Here is a 19,384-nt window from a genome sequence, read left to right as displayed (position 1 = left end):
CGCAGCACCTGTGAAAAACCGGAACGATTCTTATTGGCGATTTTTTTAACCGATGCTGCGTCAACCGCGTCACAACTTTACAGTTCGCGTGCTACGCGAAAGCCGAGGAAGTCACCGCGGGTGGTCTTGAGGCGGTCGTTGCGGTTGGCCGAGCGGGAGAAGATCGGTGGTTCGCCCCAGTCGTTGCCACGCATGTGCGCGCGGATGCAGGTGGGGTCCTGGATCCAGGCGCTGCCGTCGCCGGGCGCGCCTTCATAGCTGTCGTGGTAGCAGTCGGCGACCCATTCGTAGACGTTGCCGTGCATGTCGTACATGCCGAAGGCATTGGGCGGGTAGCTGCCCACCGGGGCGGTGAAGGCATAGCCGTCCTTGGGGCCATAGGTGTTGGCGTGCTTGCTGATCTGGTACTTGCCCGGTTCATCGAAGGGGAAGGGGAACGGGCCGCTGGAGCCGGCTCGGGCGGCGTATTCGCGTTCGGCTTCGCTGACCATGCGGTACGGTTTGCCGGTGGTTTTCGCCAGCCATCGGGTGTAGGCCTGCACTTCGTCGTAGTCGACGCACACCGCCGGTTGGCGGGGGCCTTGCTTGTAAGTAGGCTTGCTGGCTTCGCACCAGCGGCCGGGGCGCTCGTCGCCGCTCTTGATAACGGTGCCGGTGGCCTTGATGTAGGCGTCCAGTTCACCGGCGGTGACCGGGTAGCGGCTCATGGCGAAGGGTTTGGCGAAGGTCACGCTGTGCAGCGGGCCCTCGTCGGGCTGGCGGCCGACTTCGTCGTCGGGGGCACCCATCAGGTAGCTGCCAGCGGGCAGCACGACCATCTCGGGGCAGTCCTTGCAGTCTTTGAACACGTCACCGGGCTTGGCGGCGTGGGCGTAGGCGCTGACCAGCAGCAGGCAGGTGACCTGGGCTGGCCGGTAGAGCCAGGCGGATACGTTCATCGGTGGTCCTCGAAACGGGTGAATGCGGGCTGCGTTTCGCATTCAGACGAATCGGGGTGGTGAGAAATTAACTAATAGAGACGTGGCCCCTAAGGTCGCGGCTGGCTTGCAAAGAAATTGGAAGGTTGCGTAAACCCCTGTGGGAGCGGGTTTACCCGCGAAGAATCCAACGCGGTGCATGGCACCGGCTGCGCCGGTGCACAGGGATCGCGGCCGCTTCTTGACCTGGAGCAGGGCAGTTGTCCCGCAGTGACATGCGCAAGGTTGAACCAGGCGGGGGAGGTTGCCAGCCTTGTGGCACCGGGCTATAGTCCAGCCCACTGTTCTCTTCCTGAAGACCTGTTCATGCCAGCCAGCCCTTCCACCACAAGCTTTGCCATCGCGCCAGTCGCGGGCATGGTCGTGCGTGGCTGCCAGCAGCCGGCGATGATCAGTCACTATCCACCACCACCTGTCAGTGGCGTCGTAGGCGGCGTAGCTCCGCCTCCTTGCGTGGTCGTGCTGGGCTGATCGGCTTCTGGCCGCGTCCCTTCGCACACGCAACCTACTGAACACGGTCGGCGACTTCCCACACTGAAGCGCACGCCGTCCGTTTGGCTTATTCGCCTTATATCAGGTGGCAATACATGTCTGTCCTTAGCAAAGCATCCGTGGCCTCGGCGGCCACTACCAGCCTGTTCGTCCTGCTGTGGAGCAGCGGGGCGATCGTCTCCAAGCTGGGCCTGGCGCATGCCAGCCCGTTCGCCTTCCTGCTGTTGCGCTCGGCGCTGGCCCTGGCTGGCCTGCTGCTGATCGGCCCGCTGCTGGGGCTGCGCTGGCCGCGTAGTCGCGGGGCCATCCTGCGGGCCCTGGGCACCGGCTGTGTGCTGCTCGGCGCCTACCAGATCTTCTACCTGCTGGCGCTCGACGCCCATGTCACCCCCGGCGTCATGGCCACGGTGATGGGGGTACAACCGATCCTGACCGTGGTGCTGATGGAGCGCCAGCGCTCCTGGAGCCGCTTGTTCGGCCTGGGGTTGGGGCTTGGCGGGTTGATCATGGTGGTCTACCAGGGCATCAACCTGGGCGGGGTGTCGCTGGCAGGGATGCTGTTCGCCTTGCTGGCGCTGGCCAGCATGACCTTTGGCTCGATCCTGCAGAAGCGCATCACCGACAACCCCATGGGCACGCTGCCGCTGCAGTACCTGGCCGGCTTTGCCCTGTGCGCGCTGTTCGCGCCGCTGCAGCCGCTGCATGTGGCGTGGACTGGCGGTTTCGTCGGCGCGCTGCTGTGGATGGGGCTGGTGGTCTCGCTACTGGCGACCCTGCTGCTGTACCGGCTGATCGCCCAGGGTAACCTGGTCAATGTCACCAGCCTGTTCTACCTGGTGCCGGCAGTGACCGCAGTGATGGACTTGCTGATCTTCGGCAACCACCTGGCGCCGCTCAGCCTGCTGGGCATGGGGCTGATCGTGGTGGGCCTGCTGTTCGTGTTCCGCAAGCCCGCCGCACACCTGGCCGAGGCGTAGGCCCTAGCGGAATTCTTCGGGGATGGCGTGGCGCAGTACGCCTTCCTCGAAGTCCAGCAGGCCGGCTTCGCGCTGGGTGAGCAGGTAGTAGAGCAAGGTGTCGAGCGAGCGCTGCGGCGGGACCTCGACCGCCAGCATCTTCACCGCCTGCTCGGTTTCGCAATTGCAGCCGAAATCGTGCAAGGCCGCGCGTACCTGGGCCAGGGTTTCCGGGGGCTTGACGAGAACCCGGAACACCGAGCTGCCGCTGCTGCGACGCAGTTCGGCGAACCAGGTTTCGCCGGCTTCCTCACGGGTGCCGATCACGTCGCCCGGGGCGATGCCGTAGACATGGAAGGGAATGTTGTCGACGGCATAGCCGCCTTCCACGGCCTTGGCCCACAGGCCCTCGACCGAGGCCGGCGGGTAGCCGTTTTCGTCTTGCTCCAGGCGGAACAGGACCTTCTTGTACGCGCTGTTCATCCTGTACCCCGCTTCAGCTGCGCGCCGGGCGCAGCACCAGCCACAATGCCACGCCAATCAGCAGGCCGCCGTACAGGTGCGCCATCGACAGCGGTTCGTTCAGCAGCCATGCCCCCCACAATACGCCGAAAACCGGGATCAGGAAGGTCACGGTGCTGGCCTTGACCGGGCCGATCTCCTCCAGCAGGCGGAAGTACAGGATGTAGGCGAACGCGGTGCACAGCAGGCCCAGGCCCAGCAGCGACAGCCACACCTGCCAGCCGCCCCAGCTGGCCGGTGGCTGGCTCAGCGCGCTCCAGGCGAACAGCGGGCTGAGCATCAGGGTAGCGCCGAGCATGCTGCCCAGTGCCGACAGGCGGCTGTCCAGGCCGCTGACCCAGCGGCGGGCGAGGAAGCCGGCAAAGCCGTAGCAGGTGGTGGCCGCCAGGCAGGCGAGGGCGCCTTGCAGCAAGGCAATGTCCAGGGCTACCGGGCCGGCGCCGCTGAGGATGCCGACGCCGAACAGGCCCAGGAAGATGCCGCAGAGCTTGGCCAGGGTCATCGGTTCGCGGAAGAACAGCACGCCGACCAGCACGCCCATCAGCGGCGTGGTGGCGTTGAAGATTGCCGAATAGCCGGCGGGCAGCACCTGGGCGGCCACCGAATAGAAGGTGGCGGGGATACCGGAGTTGATCATGCCCAGCACCAGGCAAGCACCGAGCTTGCCCTGGAAGTCCCAGCGCACGCGGGCGGCGGCGAGCAGCGCAACCAGGCCCAGGCAGGCGATCGACACACGGAAGAACGCCGTTGGCACCGTGCCCAGCTCGGGGGCGATGATGCGCATGAACAGGAAGCTCGCCCCCCAGACGGCGGCAAGGGTCAGCAGGCGGGCTAGGGCGATGGCGCTCACAACGGTCTCCGGAGGCGGGGCAGGGGCGCGAGTGTACGCCAGGGGGCCAGGGGATTCTTGTGCTTTCTTGCGGTGTAAACCTGTGCCGGCCTCTTCGCGGGTAAACCCGCTCCCACAGGATTACCACAGGGCCGAGCATTGCAGCGAACCTGTGGGAGCGGGCTTACCCGCGAAGAGGCCGGCACAGGCTCCGCAAAAGCCAAGAGACGACTAAGCTCTGTAACTCAACACCGCACCGAGGTCTCTGCATGCCCCAGCCCTGGCCCGCTGTCGAAATCGCCCGGATGATCCTCGCCGGCTTCGACGACTACCGCGACCACTTCCAACGCATCACCCTTGGCGCCCGCCAACGCTTCGAACAGGCGCGCTGGCAGGATATCCAGCGTGCCGCCGCCGCCCGCATCAATCTCTATGAAGAGAAGGTCGCCGAGGTCAACGGCTGGCTGCGCCAGGGCTTTGCCGAGGACGTGCTGCTGGATGTGGAACAATGGCCACTGGTGAAGAACGCCTACATCCACCTGATCGACCCACGGCTGGACGACGAGCTGGCCGAGACCTGGTACAACTCGCTGTTCTGCAGCCTGTTCAGCCACGACCTGATCAGCGACGGCTGCATGTTCATCCACACCACCCGCCCCTCCATGCGCAGCCGTGAGCGCGCCGCGCAAACCCGTACCTATCGGCCTGACGCTGGGCTCAAGGGCCTGCTGCGGGCGGTGTTCACCGATTACCGGTTCGATGTGCCGTACGGTGACCTGGAAGGCGACCTGGCGCGCCTGGAAGATCAACTGCGCGACTGCCTGCCGGACTGGGTATGCAAGGACCCGACCCTGGCAGTGGAGCTGTTTTCGCCGGTGCTGTACCGCAACAAGGGTGCCTACCTGGTCGGCCGGCTGTTCAACAGCGATGAGCAGTGGCCGCTGGTAATCCCGCTGTTGCACCGCGAAGGGCACGGTATCGAGGCCGATGCGCTGATCACCGACGAGGCCGAGGTGTCGATCATCTTTTCCTTCACCCGCTCGTACTTCATGGTCGCTGTGCCGGTGCCGGCGGAGTTCGTCAACTTCCTCAAGCGCATCTTGCCCGGCAAGCACATCGCCGAGCTGTACACCTCCATCGGTTTCTACAAGCACGGCAAGTCGGAGTTCTACCGGGCACTGATCAACCACCTGGCCAGCAGCGACGACCGCTTCGTCATGGCGCCCGGGGTGCGCGGCATGGTCATGAGCGTGTTCACCCTGCCGGGCTTCAACACCGTGTTCAAGATCATCAAGGACCGCTTTTCTCCGTCCAAGACGGTCGACCGCGCCACGGTGATCGACAAGTACCGGCTGGTGAAAAGCGTCGACCGCGTCGGGCGCATGGCCGATACCCAGGAATTCGCCGATTTTCGCTTCCCGCGCAGCAAGTTCGAGCCGGAGTGCCTGGCCGAACTGCTGGAGGTGGCGCCATCGACCGTGGCGCTGGAGGGCGACACGGTGCTGATCCGCCACTGCTGGACCGAGCGGCGCATGACGCCGCTGAACCTGTACCTGGAGCACGCCAGCGAAGGCCAGGTGCTCGAGGCGCTAGAGGACTATGGCTTGGCCATCAAGCAGCTGGCAGCGGCGAATATCTTCCCAGGCGACATGCTGCTGAAGAACTTTGGCGTTACCCGCCATGGCCGGGTGGTGTTCTATGACTATGACGAGATCAGCTTGCTGACCGAGGTGAACTTCCGCCATATCCCGCCGCCGCGTTACCCGGAAGACGAGATGTCGGGTGAGCCGTGGTACTCGATCGGGCCGCATGACGTGTTCCCCGAGGAGTTTCCGCCATTCCTGTTTGCCGATATCGGCCAGCGACGGTTGTTCAGCCGCTTGCATGGGGAGTTGTATGACGCGGATTACTGGAAGGGGCTGCAGGCAGCGATTCGTGAAGGGAAGGTGATCGATGTGTTTCCGTATCGGCGCAAGGTGCGGTGATCATGCTTTATCAGGCCCGGCCACTTCGCGGGTAAACCCGCTCCCACAGGGACCCCACTGGTTTCGAGCCCTGTGCCGTACCTGTGGGAGCGGGTTTACCCGCGAAGAGGCCGGGCCTGCTTTTCACACTCCCCCCTTCAAGCACTTCAATTCACTGAAATCGGTACGCACCTTGCCCAACCGCTCCTGCAGGAACCGCCGCTGCTGCGGGGTACTCTGGTGCACCAGATCCACCAGCAAGCTGCGCGCCTGCTGCTCGGTATTCTGATACGCCGCCCGGTACTCAGACGTCCACAGGCTTTCCTTGCGCTGCAACAGCGTCGCCAGGCGCGGCTCGAAGCTGGCGTCGTTGCGCTGGTTCATCGCCAGCAGCAATTGCTGCTGCCAGTGCGCGCGGTTGGCGATCCGTTCGCGGTTCTGGTCGCCCAGTGCCTGGGACCAGGCCTGTACGCGCTGCTTCTGCACCGCGGTCAGCTCGCCAAACCACGGCGTCAGGCGTTTCTCCATGCGTTCGCTGCGGCGGGCGATCTGCCTGGACAACGGTGTATCCACATACTGCTTCTGCCGTTCGCTGATATCCTCGCGGAACGCCTCGCGCATCTCCGCTACCTGGGTATCGCTCATGCCGCGTAGCAACTCGGTGGCCGAAGGGGTGATTTCCTCGGCCACCCGGCCAATCGCCTCGCGGGCTTCGCGGGTGCGCTGCTGCAGGGCCTGGTCGGTCACCTGGTCATCGACGACCATGGCGCGTACCCGGTCCAGCCAGTCGAGGTAGCCGGGCAGTTGGGTCTTGCAATGCCAGGCCAGGTGCTCCCGCAGCCGGTCGTCAAGCATGGCCTTCTGCTCACGGTTCATGGCCAGGTAGTCGCCCAGCGACCACGGCACCAGGCGGTCGAGGTTGCGGTAGGCCAGGTCGATACGGCTGCAGGCGACCAGGGCCAGGGCGCAGCCGATGGCGACGAGCAGGGCTTTGGACAGGCGTAGCGGCATGGGCTGTTCCTTGCGGGTGCTGGCCAGACGGTAGACGCAAGGGGGAGGCTGACGGTTCCACTGCATCAGCGGTCGGGCGGCGCGCTGGCTTCAGGTGTAGAATAGCCGCCTTGTCTTGAGGAACATCGGAAATGGCTCTGCTTGGGCGTTACAACAGTTTGCAAATCGTGAAACACGTGGACTTCGGCCTGTACCTGGACGGCGGTGCCGACGGCGAGATCCTGCTGCCCGGGCGCTATATCCCGAAAAACGCCGAAACCGAGGTGGATGACTGGCTGAACGTGTTCATCTACCTGGACAGCGAAGACCAGCTGATCGCCACCACCGAAAAGCCCAAGGTGCAGGTCGGCGAGTTCGCCAGCCTCAAGGTCAAGGACATCAACGGGGCCGGCATCTTCCTCGACTGGGGCCTGTCCAAGGACCTGCTGATGCCGTACTCGGAAGAGGCGCGGCCGCTGAAGATCGGCGACTACTGTGTGGTGCACGTGTACCTCGACAAGCGCACCCGCCGCATCACTGCCACTTCACGCCTGGACCGCTACCTGGACCGCACGCCGGCGGACTACCAGGTGGGCCAGCCGGTCGAGCTGCTGGTGGCCGGCGAGACGCCGATGGGCTTCAAGGCGATCATCAACAACCGCCACTGGGGCCTGATCCACAAGAACGAGGTGTTCAAGTTCCTGCGCTCGGGCATGCACGAGAAGGGCTTCATCAAGGAAGTGCGCGCGGACGGCAAGATCGCCTTGAGCCTGCAACCGGTCGGCGCTGCCCTGGCCGACAGCCTGCAGGAGCAGATCATGGCGCGCCTGGAGGCCGAAGGCGGGGTGCTGGGGGTGTGCGACAAGAGCGACCCGGCGCTGATCAGCAAGCTGTTCAACGTCAGCAAGGGCAACTTCAAGAAGGCCATTGGCGGGTTGTTCAAGGAGGGCCGCATCGTCATCCATGACGATCGGATCGAGAAGGCCTGATCAGGCCTGCACGAAGGTACGGAAGTCCAGCTGTTCGCCACCGGGGCGGGTGTCGCGCAGCAGCGAGTCGCGGTCGGCGCTGAGGGCCAGGCTGATGGTCGAGCGGCGCTTGCCGGGGTTGCGCACTTCCATGTGTTCCTGGTGAGCGCGCAGGAAGTTGATCGGTACTTTCAGGTGCTGCAGCTCGTCGCTTTCCGGGGTGTGCAGCAGCAGGTTGACCCAGTCGGGCTGGCCCTTGCGCAGCAGCGCCACCGGCACCTCGAACCACCACAGGTTGCGCTTGCGGTCGAGGATGGCGAACAGGGTGTTGCTGCTGGTCAGCACCGGGCGGGCCAGTGCTTCGTTGCGCCGGGCGATGGCGGCGGGTTTGTCGAGTTTCATGCAGGTTCCTGCGGGTTGACGCTATGAAGGCCTGCATTGTGAGGGGTGGCGGGTAGCGGGGCAAGGTTTGCCATCTGCTCTGGCTGTAGCGGCCTCTTCGCGGGCACGCCCGCTCCCACAGGTACACCACAGCTCTCAAGGGGCAGTGGAGGACCTGTGGGAGCGGGTTTACCCGCGAAGAGGCCAGTACCGGCGTAAGCAAATTCTTGCAGCATGGCCGGGATCAGCACAGCAACGGCATGGTCTATTAGACTTACCCGTGGTACTCACGAATCAAGCGGCGAAAGGAGACGCTATGATTTTCCCCGACCTGCGCGGCCTGCCCCTGCACCGCGTGCTGGTACGCACCGTCAAGGAATTCCTCGACGACGAGATGTCGACCTACGCCTCCGCGCTGGCCTACCAGATGCTGTTTTCGCTGTTCCCGTTCCTGCTGTTCCTGATCGCCCTGATCGGCTTCCTGCACCTGCCGGACTTCTTCTCCTGGCTGCGTCTGCAATCGGAACTGGTGCTGCCACCCCAGGCGCTGGAGCAGGTGAACCCGGTGATCGACCAGCTGCAGCAGTCCAAGGGCGGGCTGTTGTCGGTGGGTATCGTGATTGCCTTGTGGACCGCATCGGCCGGTGTGCGCCTGATGATGAGCGCGATGAACGCCGCCTACGATGTGCCCGAGGGGCGCCCGGTGTGGAAGCGCATTCCGTTGTCGATCATCTACACCGTGGGCATCGCCGGCATGTTGCTGGTGGCTGCGGCGCTGATGGTGCTGGGGCCGCAGGTGATGGAGTGGATTGCTGCCCAGGTCGGCATGCAGGAGGTGATCGTCACGGTATGGACCATCCTGCGCTGGCCGGCGATCATCATCCTGATGATGGTGGCGGTGGCGCTGATCTACTACGTGATGCCCGATGTGAAGCAGCAGTTCCGCTTCATCACTCCGGGCTCGGTGCTGGCGGTGGTGGTGTGGATCGTGGCGTCGTTGGGCTTTGCCTACTACGTGAAGGCCTTTGCCGACTACAACGCGATGTACGGCAGTATCGGTGCAATCATCGTGCTATTGCTGTATTTCTATATTTCCGCCGCCGTGTTGCTGCTGGGCGCGGAGATGAATGCAGTGATCGAGCACATGTCGAGCGAGGGCAAGAACCCTGGCGAAAAGGACTTCGATGAGCACAAACCGCGGGAAACCATTACCGTGCTGGGCCATGAACACCCGATACCGAGCGAGCACCAACCTTCCGAGCCGAACCCCCGATGATCCGTGACATTCTCAAGATGGGCGACGAACGCCTGCTGCGCATCGCCCCACCAGTACCCGAACATATGCTCGGCAGTGCCGAACTGCAGCAACTGATCGACGACATGTTCGAAACCATGCGCCATGTGGGCGGAGTGGGCCTGGCCGCACCACAGATCGGCATCGACCTGCAACTGGTGATCTTCGGCTTCGAGCGCAGCGAGCGTTACCCGAATGCCGAACCGGTGCCGCAGACTATCCTGCTCAACCCGGTCATCACGCCCACCTCCAGCGAGCTCGAGGACGGTTGGGAAGGTTGCCTGTCGGTGCCCGGCCTGCGCGGCGTGGTGCCGCGTTTCAAGCACATCTGCTACGAAGGCATCGATCCCCAGGGCAACCCGATCAACCGCTTTGCCGACGGCTTTCATGCGCGGGTGGTGCAGCATGAATGCGACCACCTGAGCGGTCGGCTGTACCCGTCACGCATCCAGGACTTTTCCCGGTTCGGCTACACCGAGGTGCTGTTCCCCGGGCTCGACGCCAGCGACGACTGACCCCGCTGCAGTGCCACCAGGCGCTTGCTGCGCTGGTAGCGCTGCAGGCGGTCAGCCAGGGCTTGCGGCAGTTGCCTGGCGACCTCGAAGCCCAGGCGTTGGTAGAAGGGCGCAAGGTCCGGGTGGCAGAACAGCCAGGTGGGCCCGCCAGCCTGGGCCAGCGCCGCCTCGATCAAGCGCCCGGCCACCCCCTGGCTGCGCCGCTGCGGGGCGACGAACAACCCGGTCAGCCACAAGCCATCGCCCACCGCGCTCAGGCTCAGGCCCGCGATGATGCCGGGGCTGCGCGCTACCCACAGCTGAGCGTCGCCCGCAGCGCGCATGCGTGAGCCGTGCTGGCGGTAAAAGTGGTCCAGCAGCCGGCGTTCCGGGTCCGAAAGTTTCGAACAGTACACATTTTCAGAAATGGCGCGTCCTACCCTGCATGGCGGCCAGAGGCTCTGGCCTGACATTTTTCGGTCATCTTGTCGCAGATTGTTGCATATCCGGCAAGGGTGAATATCCGAGTTCGGGGTTCAACTATTCCAGGCCGGGAGTAGACTTTTACCCATCCCCACTGGCAGTACGAAGCGGGATCGGTACTTCGTGCCATCTCCACCGCAGATGGCAACTTCTCCGCGCCGCTTACGGCAATAGAAGTCAATCGATCAGCTTGAATGCTCAAAAGGCAAACACACATGAAACCACTACTGATTCTTGCATTGGTCGGTATGTCCTCGTTCGCCCTCGCCGATGAGGCCAAACCTGTTTCCAGCGAGCCCGTGGCCCAGCAGTACGACTACTCCATGAACCTGGACATCAAGCGGGTGATCAACCTGTCGACCATCCCCAATGTCTGCGAAGTGGTACCTGCGACCATGACCTATGAGGACCACCAGGGCCAGGTGCACACCATCCAGTACCGGGCCATGGGTGAGGGTTGCCAGCAGGGTTGAGCCCGCTTGCCCGAGCGCTTGAAGCTTGCGAGACCCCTGTAGGAGCGGCTTTGGCCGCGAACACCGGCGCAGCCGGTGCCATCCACCGCAATGGCTGGTTCGCGGGCAAGCCCGCTCCTGCAGGTTCAAACCGCAATCAGGCCAGAATAATTTCCTCGACCTGTCGATTCCTCCAGTTGCCGTTCGACCATAGGTGAAAGCACGCTGCACTGCGTGCCCAACCACCCATGACCTGTCGGAGGAACACCCGATGAGCACCGCAGCCGAAACCGAGATCCGCCAATTGATCGAGCGCTGGATGCAGGCCGTGCGCGAGCGCGACATCCCCAACATCATCGCGCCCTATGCCGACGACATCGTCGCCTTCGATGCCATCCAGGCCCTGCAATTCAAAGGCAAGGCCACCTACCAGGCGCACTGGGAAATGTGCATGGGCATGTGCCCCGGCCCCATGGTTTTCGAATTTGCCGAGCTTACCGTGCATGCCGCTGGCGACCTGGCCCTGGCCCACTGGCTGAACCGCTGTGGCCCGGCGGACAACGAAAGCCAGTGCGGCTTCATGCGCGCCACCGTGGGCTATCGTCGTCAAGGTGGCCAGTGGCAGGTAATCCACGAGCACTGGTCGGCGCCGTTCGACATGGAAAGCCAGAAAGCCCTGTTCGATCTCAAGCCCTGAGCCGTTATTGCCAAACGCACTTTGCCAATGCCCTGGAGGCAATCATGAAATACCTGTGCCTGGTCTATTGTGACGAGGGGCTGCTGCACAGCCTGCCCGACAGCCCGGAAGACGCCGAATGCATGGCGTACGCCGAATCCATCCAGGGCTCCGGGCGCATGCTGGCGGCCGAGGCGCTGAAACCGGTGCAGACCGCCACCACAGTGCGCATGCGCAACGGGCACATGAGCCTGACCGACGGCCCGTTTGCCGAAACCAAGGAACAACTGGCGGGGTTCTACCTGGTGGAGGCCCGCGACCTGAACGAGGCACTGAACATCGCCAAGGGCATCCCCGCCGCGCGGGTCGGCAGTGTCGAGGTGCGGCCGGTGCGCGAACTGCAACCCTGACAGCAACGGAGACCTACCAGCATGAGCCTTGCACACCCCGCGCAAGCGCAACACGAGTTGTCCATCAGCCGCCTGATCGACGCGCCACCGGCCAAGGTATTCCGCGCCTGGACCGACCCCCAGTGGCTGATGCAGTGGTGGGGGCCGCATGGCATGACCACCCCGGAGTGCGAAATGCAGTTGTGGAGCGGGGGCCTGTTCCGCACCCTGATGCGGGCGCCGGATGGCAGCGAGTACCCGAACCAGGGCGTGTTCCTGGAAATTGTCGCGCCGCGACGGCTGGTGTTCACCGATGCCTTTGGCCCAGGCTGGGTGCCTGCGGACAAGGCCTTCATGACCGCCGTGATCAGTTTTGACGAGGAGCAGGGCAAAACCCGCTACACCGCCCGCGCCTGGCACTGGAATGCCGCCGACTGCCGCGCCCATGAGGAAATGGGCTTCCACCAGGGCTGGGGAGAAAGCCTGGACCGCCTGGTGGAGGTGGTGACCCAGCGGATGCCCGACTGATGACGGCACTGGCGCAGGTGCGTGCCGAGGTCGAGGCGGTCTACCGGCGCGAGTCGCGGCGCATCCTGGCGACGCTGATCCGCCTGCTGGGTGATTTCGACCTGGCCGAGGAGGCCATGCACGATGCCTTCTTCATCGCCGTCGAGCGCTGGCAGCGCGACGGAATCCCTGATAGCCCGCGGGCGTGGCTGGTTTCCACCGGCCGCTTCAAAGCCATCGATGCGCTGCGCCGACGCGCCCGCTTCGACCGTTCCCAGGCGGACCTGAGCATGCTGCTCGACGGCCAGGCCCACGACCCCAGCGAAGACGAGTTGCTGGCCGACGACCGCCTGCGGCTGATCTTCACCTGCTGCCACCCGGCCCTGTCCGCCGATGCCCAGGTGCCGCTGACCCTGCGTGAAGTGTGCGACCTGACCACCGAGCAGATCGCCCGCGCTTTCCTGCAAAGCCCGGCCACCATCGCCCAGCGCATCGTGCGCGCCAAGGCCAAGATCCGCGATGCCGGCATCCCTTACCAGGTGCCGGAGCTGAACGAACTGCCCGAGCGCCTGGAAAGTGTACTGCGAGTGATCTACCTGGTGTTCAACGAGGGCTATTCGGCGTCGTCGGGCGAGGCGCTGTTGCAGCAGGAACTGAGCGATGAAGCCATTCGCCTGGCGCGCTTGCTGGTGCAATTGCTGCCTGACCCGGAGGCGGTCGGCCTGCTGGCCTTGATGTTGTTGCAAGCATCCCGGCAGCGGGCGCGTACCGATGGCCAGGGCAACCTGGTATTGCTGGAACAGCAGGACCGTAGCCTGTGGGACCGGCAACGCATTGTCGAAGGTTGCGAACTGGTGCGCCAGGCCCTGCAAAGCCGGGCGTTCGGTGCCTATACCGTGCAGGCGGCGATTGCCGCGGTGCATGCCGAAGCGGCGACCGCCGAAGAGACCGACTGGGCGGAGATCGTCGGGCTGTATGACGTGTTGCAGCGGCATTGGCCGTCAGCAGTGGTAGAGCTGAACCGGGCCGTGGCGCTGGCGAAGCGGGATGGGCCGGAGGTTGGCCTGCGGGAGGTCGAAGGGATTCTGGCGCGGGGGGAGTTGCTGGACTATCACCTGGCCCATGCGGCGCGGGCCGAACTGTATTACCAGCTGGGGCGTGTGGAGGAGGCGCGTGCGGCCTGGCGGCAGGCGCTGGCGCTGACCCGGCAGGCGCCGGAGCGCAGGCATATCGAGCGGCGCTTGCAGGCCATCGAATGATGTTTGCCGTACTGGCCCTATCGCCGGCAAGCCAGCTCCCACAGGATCACCACAATGTTCAAGCCTGTGGTGATCCTGTGGGAGATGGCCCAGCCCTTTGGGCTGCGCTGTCGCATAGAGAACTGAATTCGCAAGCGGTCCGTGCATCCTGNGCTGCGCCGGTGTTCGCGGCTAAAGCCGCTCCCACAGGGGCCCTGCTAATTCAACGAGTTATGTGCAGTTCTATGAGAGCTGGCTTGCCGGCGATAGGGCCAGTACTGCCTAAATCACTTTTCAGCTAGCCACGAAATTCGGCGGCGACACCAGCTCGACGGTCTGCTGCTTGCGCGGCGCCAGGATCTCGGCCTCGCCCTGGACCACCAGCTCATCATTCTGGTTGTACACATTGGTGGCGATGCGCACCTTGAACTTGGGCAGCTTCTCCAGGATTTCCAGGCGCACGGTCAGGGTATCGCCAATTTTCACCGGCTTCTGGAAGCTCATCTGCTGGCCCAGGTAGATGGTGCCAGGGCCAGGCAGGGTGCAGGCCACTGCAGCACTGATCAGTGCGCCGCTGAACATGCCATGGGCAATGCGCTCGCGGAACATGCTCTTGGCAGCGAACTCGGCGTCCAGGTGCACCGGGTTGTGGTCACCGGACATCGCGGCGAACAACTGGATGTCGCGTTCTTCAACGGACTTCTTGTACTCGGCCGTCTGGCCGACTTCGAGGGCTTCGTAAGGCGTGTTGGTGACCTGGGACATCGGGGCTTCCTTAAGCGGTAAGCGAGGGCGGCTATCATTCACTGCGCACAGGGCGGCCAAGGGCAAGCGCCTGTTCAAGCCAGCCGAGAATATCGGCGGTGACCTCGTCACGGTTGGTTTCGTTGAGAACTTCATGCCGCGCCTCAGGGTAGACGCGCAGCTGTACATGTCGATTGCCGGTCGCGCGCAGAGCGTCGGCCAGGCGGGTGAGACGCTTGCCGGCACTGACCGGATCACATTCACCTCCGATCACCAGCATGGGCAGGTTCGGATCGATCTGCGCGAGGTTACTCGGCTGACTGATCTGCGCCAAGCCTTGCAGCAGGTCGAGCCACAACTGGTTGCTGCAGCGAAAGCCGCACAGCGGGTCGTTGACGTACAGGTCGACCTGCGCCGGGTCGCGGCTGAGCCAGTCGAACGCCGTGCGATTGGGCTTGAAAGCCTTGTTGAACGAGCCGAACGACAGCCATTCGATCAGCGTGCTCTTGCCTAGCGGCCCCTGGCGCCAGGCCTCCAGCCGGGCAATCAGCCGCGCCACGCGGTACAGCGCCGCCGGCTGGTAGTTGGAGCCGCTGAGGATCGCCCCATGCAGGCTGCCACTGTGGTGCAGCAGGTAAGCCTGGGCGATGTAGCTGCCCATGCTGTGGCCGAACAGGAACAGCGGTGTGCACGGGTACTGCTGGCCGATGTGCTGGGCCAGCAACCCGAGGTCGTTGACCACGGCATTCCAGCCATGATGGCGGGCGAACAGGCCGAGACTGCCCAGTTCGGCGGTGCGTCCATGGCCGCGCTGGTCGGCGGCGAACAGGGCAAAGCCGGCCTCGCTCAGGGCATGGCCCAGGCGCTGGTAGCGCCCGGCATGCTCGGCCATGCCGTGGGCCAGCAGCACCACGGCCTTCACCGGCGTGGCCGGCAGCCATTGGTGCACGTACAGGCTGCAGTGCTCGCTGGCGGGCAGCCAGAAGGCATCGTGAGGCATGGCGGGTCCTTGTGCGCACAGGTATCCGAACAGTGTATGCACAACCGGCCGGATTGCAGGAAGGGCACAAATAAGATTCACAATGTTAATGGCGGCACTTGGCGTATATGCCACCTTGGGCTTACCTGCTAACGTCGGATCAACGCCTTTTCGCTTTCGGGCGGGCAGGTGAAAGGACTACAGGCCTCACAGCAGGTCCAGGCAGAGGAACAATAATAAATGCAAGCCGACTTCTGGAATGACAAGCGCCCGGCGGGCGTGCCTTCGACCATCGACATCAATGCCTACACCTCGGTCGTCGAGGTGTTCGAGCGCTCCTGCAAGCGCTTCGCCGACCGCCCGGCCTTCAGCAACCTGGGCGTGACCCTGACCTACGCGGAGCTGGAACGCCATTCGGCGGCCTTCGCCGCCTGGTTGCAGCAGCATACCGACCTCAAGCCGGGTGACCGCATCGCGGTGCAGATGCCCAACGTGCTGCAATACCCCATCGCCGTGTTCGGTGCCCTGCGCGCAGGCCTGATCGTGGTCAACACCAACCCGCTGTACACCGAGCGCGAGATGCGCCACCAGTTCAAGGACAGCGGCGCGCGTGCGCTGGTGTACCTGAACATGTTCGGCAAGCGCGTGCAGGAGGTGTTGCCCGATACCGGCATCGAGTACCTGATCGAGGCCAGGATGGGCGACCTGCTGCCCACCGCCAAGGGCTGGCTGGTCAACACCGTGGTCGACAAGCTGAAGAAGATGGTGCCGGCCTACCAGTTGCCCCAGGCGGTGTCGTTCAAGCAGGTGCTGCGCCAGGGCCGCGAGCTGTCGCACAAGCCGGTGCCGCTCAGCCTGGGCGACATCGCCGTGCTGCAATACACCGGCGGCACCACTGGCCTGGCCAAGGGTGCCATGCTCACCCACGGCAACCTGGTGGCCAACATGCTGCAGGTGCTGGCCTGCTTCTCGCAGCACGGGCCGGACGGGCAGAAGCTGATCAAGGACGGCCAGGAGGTGATGATCGCGCCGCTGCCGCTGTACCACATCTATGCCTTTACCGCGAACTGCATGTGCATGATGGTCACCGGCAACCACAACGTGCTGATCACCAACCCGCGGGATATCCCCGGCTTCATCAAGGAGCTGGGCAAATGGCGTTTCTCCGCCTTGCTGGGCCTGAACACGCTGTTCGTCGCGCTGATGGACCACCCGGGCTTCCGCCAGCTCGACTTCTCGGCGCTGAAGGTCACCAACTCCGGCGGCACCGCGCTGGTCAAGGCCACGGCCGAGCGCTGGGAGGCGCTTACCGGTTGCCGCATCGTCGAAGGCTACGGCCTGACCGAAACCTCGCCGGTGGCCAGCACCAATCCCTATGGCCAGCTGGCGCGTCTGGGCACGGTGGGCATCCCGGTGGCGGGCACCGCCTTCAAGGTGATCGACGATGATGGCAATGAGTTGCCGCTGGGCGAGCGGGGCGAGCTGTGCATCAAGGGCCCGCAGGTGATGAAAGGCTACTGGCAGCAGCCCGAGGCCACGGCCCAGGCCCTGGATGCCGAAGGCTGGTTCAAGACCGGCGACATCGCGGTGATCGACCCGGACGGCTTCACCCGTATTGTCGACCGCAAGAAGGACATGATCATCGTCTCGGGTTTCAACGTGTACCCCAACGAGATCGAGGACGTGGTGATGGGCCACCCCAAGGTCGCCAACTGCGCGGCCATCGGCGTGCCGGACGAGCGCTCCGGCGAGGCGGTGAAGCTGTTCGTGGTGCCGCGCGAGGGCGGGCTGAGCGTGGATGAGCTGAAGGCCTACTGCAAGGCCAACTTCACCGGCTACAAGGTGCCCAAGCACATCGTGCTGCGCGAGTCGTTGCCGATGACGCCGGTGGGCAAGATCCTGCGGCGGGAGCTGCGGGATATCGCTTGAGACCGAGTTGGATTCTTCGCGGGTGAACCCGCTCCCACAAGGGGCTTGCAGTTCTCAAGGCCTGTGCAGTACCTGTGTGGGAGCGGGTTCACCCGCGAATGCTTTCAAACACCTCTAGCAGGCTTTTTACAGCCCGATCTGCAACATTTTGGATAATTACTCTAAAAATGACCTGTATTCTTCATTGAGTCATTTTTGTGACCGTGAGGCCTGTTTTGGCCTCTAGGCGACCCCAGGCAAAGCTGTTACTCTCGGCCCGCTTTCAGATGATCCGGTTTGCAACGAGCCGTCATCTCATATCAATAATAAGCGCATCAACGCGTGAATCGAACTTCGCTGTTGCTGAAGGAGTGGGCTTCCATGATCGAAAATTTTTGGAAGGATAAGTACCCAGCCGGGATTACGGCGGAAATCAATCCTGACGAATTCCCCAATATCCAGGCGGTACTCAAGCAATCCTGCCAACGCTTTGCCGACAAACCGGCCTTTAGCAACCTGGGCAAGACTATCACTTATGGCGAGCTGTATGCGCTGTCGGGGGCGTTTGCCGCCTGGTTGCAGCAGCATACCGACCTCAAGCCGGGTGACCGTATCGCCGTGCAACTGCCTAACGTACTGCAATACCCGGTGGCGGTATTCGGTGCCATGCGTGCCGGGCTGATCGTGGTCAACACCAACCCGCTGTACACCGCACGGGAAATGGAACACCAGTTCAACGACTCCGGCGCCAAGGCTCTGGTGTGCCTGGCCAACATGGCCCACCTGGCCGAGAAGGTGGTGCCCAAGACCCAGGTCAGGCACGTCATCGTTACCGAAGTGGCCGACCTGCTGCCACCGCTCAAGCGCCTGCTGATCAACAGCGTGATCAAGTACGTGAAGAAGATGGTACCGGCCTACAACCTGCCGCGTGCCGTACGCTTCAACGACGCACTGGCGCTGGGCAAGGGCCAGCCGGTGACCGAGGCCAACCCGCAGGCCAACGACGTGGCGGTGCTGCAGTACACCGGTGGCACCACCGGCGTGGCCAAGGGCGCGATGCTGACCCACCGCAACCTGGTCGCCAACATGCTGCAGTGCCGGGCACTGATGGGCTCCAACCTGCACGAAGGCTGCGAAATCCTCATCACCCCGCTGCCGCTGTACCACATCTACGCCTTTACCTTCCATTGCATGGCAATGATGCTGATCGGCAACCACAACGTGCTGATCAGTAACCCGCGTGACCTGCCGGCCATGGTCAAGGAACTGGGCAAGTGGAAGTTCAGCGGCTTCGTCGGCCTCAACACCCTGTTCGTTGCCCTGTGCAACAACGAAGCGTTCCGTGCCCTGGACTTCTCGGCGCTGAAGATCACCCTGTCCGGCGGCATGGCCTTGCAGCTGAGCGTGGCCGAGCGCTGGAAGGCCGTGACCGGCTGCGCCATCTGCGAAGGCTATGGCATGACCGAGACCAGCCCGGTGGCCGCGGTGAACCCCGCAGATGCCAACCAGGTCGGCACCATCGGTATTCCGGTGCCGTCCACCCTGTGCAAAGTCATCGACGACAACGGCAACGAGCTGCCGCTGGGCGAGGTGGGCGAGTTGTGCATCAAGGGCCCGCAGGTGATGAAGGGCTACTGGCAGCGCGAGGACGCCACTGCCGAGATCCTCGACAGCGATGGCTGGCTGAAGACCGGTGACATTGCCGTGATCCAGCCGGATGGCTACATGCGCATTGTCGACCGCAAGAAGGACATGATCCTGGTCTCGGGCTTCAACGTGTACCCCAATGAGCTGGAAGATGTGCTGGCGGCCCTGCCGGGCGTGCTGCAGTGTGCAGCCATCGGCGTGCCGGACGAGAAGTCCGGTGAAGTGATCAAGGTGTTCATCGTGGTCAAGCCGGGCATGACCGTGACCAAGGAGCAGGTGATGGAGCACATGCGTGCCAACGTCACCGGCTACAAGGTTCCGCGCCAGATCGAGTTCCGCGACGCGCTGCCGACCACCAACGTGGGCAAGATCCTGCGCCGCGAACTGCGCGATGAAGAGCTGAAGAAGCAGGGCCTGAAGAAGATCGCCTGATCCTCTGCATCTTCGCTGGCTTTACTGGCCTTTTCGCGGGTAAACCCGCTCCCACAGGTTTT

Annotated in this window: 20 protein-coding genes; 12 read left to right on the top strand and 8 right to left on the bottom strand. The window is 63.7% G+C overall.

Annotated features, from left to right (window positions below; all coding sequences use genetic code 11):
- Nucleotides 1–77: 77 nt before the first annotated feature.
- Complete coding sequence (gene pvdO, locus FQ664_RS21185; RefSeq protein WP_178091028.1) at nucleotides 78–938, bottom strand: dihydropyoverdine dehydrogenase; 861 nt, start codon at nucleotides 936–938, stop codon at nucleotides 78–80.
- Nucleotides 939–1,564: 626 nt separating this feature from the next.
- Between pvdO and FQ664_RS21175 the strand changes: the two genes are divergently transcribed.
- Nucleotides 1,565–2,446: a DMT family transporter gene (locus FQ664_RS21175; protein WP_144174651.1), complete on the top strand. Its 882-nt coding sequence runs from the start codon at nucleotides 1,565–1,567 to the stop codon at nucleotides 2,444–2,446.
- 3 nt (nucleotides 2,447–2,449) lie between these two features.
- Here the strand turns inward: FQ664_RS21175 and FQ664_RS21170 are convergent, their stop codons facing one another.
- Nucleotides 2,450–2,908: a DUF4265 domain-containing protein gene (locus tag FQ664_RS21170; RefSeq protein ID WP_144174649.1), complete on the bottom strand. Its 459-nt coding sequence runs from the start codon at nucleotides 2,906–2,908 to the stop codon at nucleotides 2,450–2,452.
- Nucleotides 2,909–2,921: 13 nt separating this feature from the next.
- On the bottom strand, nucleotides 2,922–3,797 hold the full coding sequence (locus FQ664_RS21165) for a DMT family transporter (RefSeq protein ID WP_144174647.1): 876 nt from the start codon (nucleotides 3,795–3,797) through the stop codon (nucleotides 2,922–2,924).
- Between the two features lie 248 nt (nucleotides 3,798–4,045).
- Here FQ664_RS21165 and aceK point away from each other — a divergent pair, with 248 nt between their 5' ends.
- Nucleotides 4,046–5,761, top strand: a complete 1,716-nt coding sequence (gene aceK, locus FQ664_RS21160) for a bifunctional isocitrate dehydrogenase kinase/phosphatase (RefSeq protein ID WP_144174645.1) — start codon at nucleotides 4,046–4,048, stop codon at nucleotides 5,759–5,761.
- Nucleotides 5,762–5,884: 123 nt separating this feature from the next.
- Here aceK and FQ664_RS21155 read toward each other — a convergent pair whose 3' ends face one another.
- A complete protein-coding gene (locus FQ664_RS21155) occupies nucleotides 5,885–6,751 on the bottom strand; it encodes a DUF6279 family lipoprotein (RefSeq protein WP_144174643.1) in 867 nt (288 codons plus the stop codon).
- 131 nt (nucleotides 6,752–6,882) lie between these two features.
- Here FQ664_RS21155 and FQ664_RS21150 point away from each other — a divergent pair, with 131 nt between their 5' ends.
- Nucleotides 6,883–7,719, top strand: coding sequence for a CvfB family protein (locus FQ664_RS21150; protein ID WP_144174641.1), 837 nt, complete (start codon nucleotides 6,883–6,885; stop codon nucleotides 7,717–7,719).
- Here the strand turns inward: FQ664_RS21150 and FQ664_RS21145 are convergent, their stop codons facing one another.
- Complete coding sequence (locus FQ664_RS21145) at nucleotides 7,720–8,100, bottom strand: hypothetical protein (RefSeq protein WP_144174639.1); 381 nt, start codon at nucleotides 8,098–8,100, stop codon at nucleotides 7,720–7,722.
- 295 nt (nucleotides 8,101–8,395) lie between these two features.
- On the opposite strand from FQ664_RS21145, the gene FQ664_RS21135 reads away from it, so the two are divergent.
- The gene (locus FQ664_RS21135) at nucleotides 8,396–9,355 is read left to right on the top strand and encodes a YihY/virulence factor BrkB family protein (protein WP_144174635.1); all 960 of its coding nucleotides are present in this window, start codon (nucleotides 8,396–8,398) and stop codon (nucleotides 9,353–9,355) included.
- Nucleotides 9,352–9,888 carry a peptide deformylase gene (gene def / locus FQ664_RS21130; protein WP_144174633.1) on the top strand — a complete coding sequence of 179 codons (537 nt, stop codon included), beginning with the start codon at nucleotides 9,352–9,354 and terminating at the stop codon, nucleotides 9,886–9,888. The genes FQ664_RS21135 and def overlap by 4 nt, the downstream gene beginning before the upstream one ends.
- Here the strand turns inward: def and FQ664_RS21125 are convergent.
- Nucleotides 9,843–10,211: a GNAT family N-acetyltransferase gene (locus FQ664_RS21125; RefSeq protein WP_144174631.1), complete on the bottom strand. Its 369-nt coding sequence runs from the start codon at nucleotides 10,209–10,211 to the stop codon at nucleotides 9,843–9,845. The two genes, def and FQ664_RS21125, sit on opposite strands and share 46 nt — an antisense overlap.
- A 354-nt stretch (nucleotides 10,212–10,565) precedes the next feature.
- Between FQ664_RS21125 and FQ664_RS21120 the strand changes: the two genes are divergently transcribed.
- The 5 genes from FQ664_RS21120 (at nucleotide 10,566) to FQ664_RS21100 (ending at nucleotide 13,633) form a co-directional block, all read left to right on the top strand.
- A complete protein-coding gene (locus FQ664_RS21120; RefSeq protein ID WP_003254632.1) occupies nucleotides 10,566–10,823 on the top strand; it encodes a DUF2790 domain-containing protein in 258 nt (85 codons plus the stop codon).
- A 250-nt stretch (nucleotides 10,824–11,073) separates the two neighbouring features.
- A complete protein-coding gene (locus FQ664_RS21115; protein WP_144174629.1) occupies nucleotides 11,074–11,499 on the top strand; it encodes a YybH family protein in 426 nt (141 codons plus the stop codon).
- Between the two features lie 44 nt (nucleotides 11,500–11,543).
- Nucleotides 11,544–11,888, top strand: a complete 345-nt coding sequence (locus FQ664_RS21110; RefSeq protein ID WP_013973721.1) for a YciI family protein — start codon at nucleotides 11,544–11,546, stop codon at nucleotides 11,886–11,888.
- Between the two features lie 21 nt (nucleotides 11,889–11,909).
- Complete coding sequence (locus FQ664_RS21105) at nucleotides 11,910–12,395, top strand: SRPBCC family protein (RefSeq protein ID WP_144174627.1); 486 nt, start codon at nucleotides 11,910–11,912, stop codon at nucleotides 12,393–12,395.
- The gene (locus FQ664_RS21100; protein WP_144174625.1) at nucleotides 12,395–13,633 is read left to right on the top strand and encodes an RNA polymerase sigma factor; all 1,239 of its coding nucleotides are present in this window, start codon (nucleotides 12,395–12,397) and stop codon (nucleotides 13,631–13,633) included. The genes FQ664_RS21105 and FQ664_RS21100 overlap by 1 nt, the downstream gene beginning before the upstream one ends.
- A 273-nt stretch (nucleotides 13,634–13,906) precedes the next feature.
- Here FQ664_RS21100 and FQ664_RS21095 read toward each other — a convergent pair whose 3' ends face one another.
- Both FQ664_RS21095 and FQ664_RS21090 read right to left on the bottom strand, forming a co-directional pair.
- The gene (locus FQ664_RS21095) at nucleotides 13,907–14,377 is read right to left on the bottom strand and encodes a MaoC family dehydratase (protein ID WP_016488563.1); all 471 of its coding nucleotides are present in this window, start codon (nucleotides 14,375–14,377) and stop codon (nucleotides 13,907–13,909) included.
- A gap of 34 nt (nucleotides 14,378–14,411) precedes the next feature.
- On the bottom strand, nucleotides 14,412–15,356 hold the full coding sequence (locus tag FQ664_RS21090) for an alpha/beta hydrolase (protein WP_144174623.1): 945 nt from the start codon (nucleotides 15,354–15,356) through the stop codon (nucleotides 14,412–14,414).
- Nucleotides 15,357–15,575: 219 nt separating this feature from the next.
- Here FQ664_RS21090 and fadD2 point away from each other — a divergent pair, with 219 nt between their 5' ends.
- Together fadD2 and fadD1 are read left to right on the top strand one after the other, a co-directional pair.
- Nucleotides 15,576–17,264 carry a long-chain-fatty-acid--CoA ligase FadD2 gene (gene fadD2, locus FQ664_RS21085; protein WP_144174621.1) on the top strand — a complete coding sequence of 563 codons (1,689 nt, stop codon included), beginning with the start codon at nucleotides 15,576–15,578 and terminating at the stop codon, nucleotides 17,262–17,264.
- A gap of 360 nt (nucleotides 17,265–17,624) precedes the next feature.
- Nucleotides 17,625–19,322, top strand: a complete 1,698-nt coding sequence (gene fadD1, locus FQ664_RS21080; protein WP_144174619.1) for a long-chain-fatty-acid--CoA ligase FadD1 — start codon at nucleotides 17,625–17,627, stop codon at nucleotides 19,320–19,322.
- Nucleotides 19,323–19,384 lie beyond the last annotated feature (62 nt).

Origin of the sequence: Pseudomonas persica, assembly GCF_900291015.1 — a bacterium.
GTDB lineage: Bacteria > Pseudomonadota > Gammaproteobacteria > Pseudomonadales > Pseudomonadaceae > Aquipseudomonas.
Note: the sequence above shows the minus strand (reverse complement) of the source record. Positions and strands in the feature narration are given on the sequence as shown.

Bases quoted from the DNA above. Each gene is read 5' to 3' on its own strand.
- pvdO (WP_178091028.1), bottom strand. From the start codon at position 938: ATGAACGTATCCGCCTGGCTCTACCGGCCAGCCCAGGTCACCTGCCTG.
- FQ664_RS21175 (WP_144174651.1), top strand. From the start codon at position 1,565: ATGTCTGTCCTTAGCAAAGCATCCGTGGCCTCGGCGGCCACTACCAGC.
- FQ664_RS21170 (WP_144174649.1), bottom strand. From the start codon at position 2,908: ATGAACAGCGCGTACAAGAAGGTCCTGTTCCGCCTGGAGCAAGACGAA.
- aceK (WP_144174645.1), top strand. From the start codon at position 4,046: ATGCCCCAGCCCTGGCCCGCTGTCGAAATCGCCCGGATGATCCTCGCC.
- FQ664_RS21155 (WP_144174643.1), bottom strand. From the start codon at position 6,751: ATGCCGCTACGCCTGTCCAAAGCCCTGCTCGTCGCCATCGGCTGCGCC.
- FQ664_RS21150 (WP_144174641.1), top strand. From the start codon at position 6,883: ATGGCTCTGCTTGGGCGTTACAACAGTTTGCAAATCGTGAAACACGTG.
- FQ664_RS21145 (WP_144174639.1), bottom strand. From the start codon at position 8,100: ATGAAACTCGACAAACCCGCCGCCATCGCCCGGCGCAACGAAGCACTG.
- FQ664_RS21135 (WP_144174635.1), top strand. From the start codon at position 8,396: ATGATTTTCCCCGACCTGCGCGGCCTGCCCCTGCACCGCGTGCTGGTA.
- def (WP_144174633.1), top strand. From the start codon at position 9,352: ATGATCCGTGACATTCTCAAGATGGGCGACGAACGCCTGCTGCGCATC.
- FQ664_RS21125 (WP_144174631.1), bottom strand. From the start codon at position 10,211: ATGCGCGCTGCGGGCGACGCTCAGCTGTGGGTAGCGCGCAGCCCCGGC.
- FQ664_RS21120 (WP_003254632.1), top strand. From the start codon at position 10,566: ATGAAACCACTACTGATTCTTGCATTGGTCGGTATGTCCTCGTTCGCC.
- FQ664_RS21115 (WP_144174629.1), top strand. From the start codon at position 11,074: ATGAGCACCGCAGCCGAAACCGAGATCCGCCAATTGATCGAGCGCTGG.
- FQ664_RS21110 (WP_013973721.1), top strand. From the start codon at position 11,544: ATGAAATACCTGTGCCTGGTCTATTGTGACGAGGGGCTGCTGCACAGC.
- FQ664_RS21105 (WP_144174627.1), top strand. From the start codon at position 11,910: ATGAGCCTTGCACACCCCGCGCAAGCGCAACACGAGTTGTCCATCAGC.
- FQ664_RS21100 (WP_144174625.1), top strand. From the start codon at position 12,395: ATGACGGCACTGGCGCAGGTGCGTGCCGAGGTCGAGGCGGTCTACCGG.
- FQ664_RS21095 (WP_016488563.1), bottom strand. From the start codon at position 14,377: ATGTCCCAGGTCACCAACACGCCTTACGAAGCCCTCGAAGTCGGCCAG.
- FQ664_RS21090 (WP_144174623.1), bottom strand. From the start codon at position 15,356: ATGCCTCACGATGCCTTCTGGCTGCCCGCCAGCGAGCACTGCAGCCTG.
- fadD2 (WP_144174621.1), top strand. From the start codon at position 15,576: ATGCAAGCCGACTTCTGGAATGACAAGCGCCCGGCGGGCGTGCCTTCG.
- fadD1 (WP_144174619.1), top strand. From the start codon at position 17,625: ATGATCGAAAATTTTTGGAAGGATAAGTACCCAGCCGGGATTACGGCG.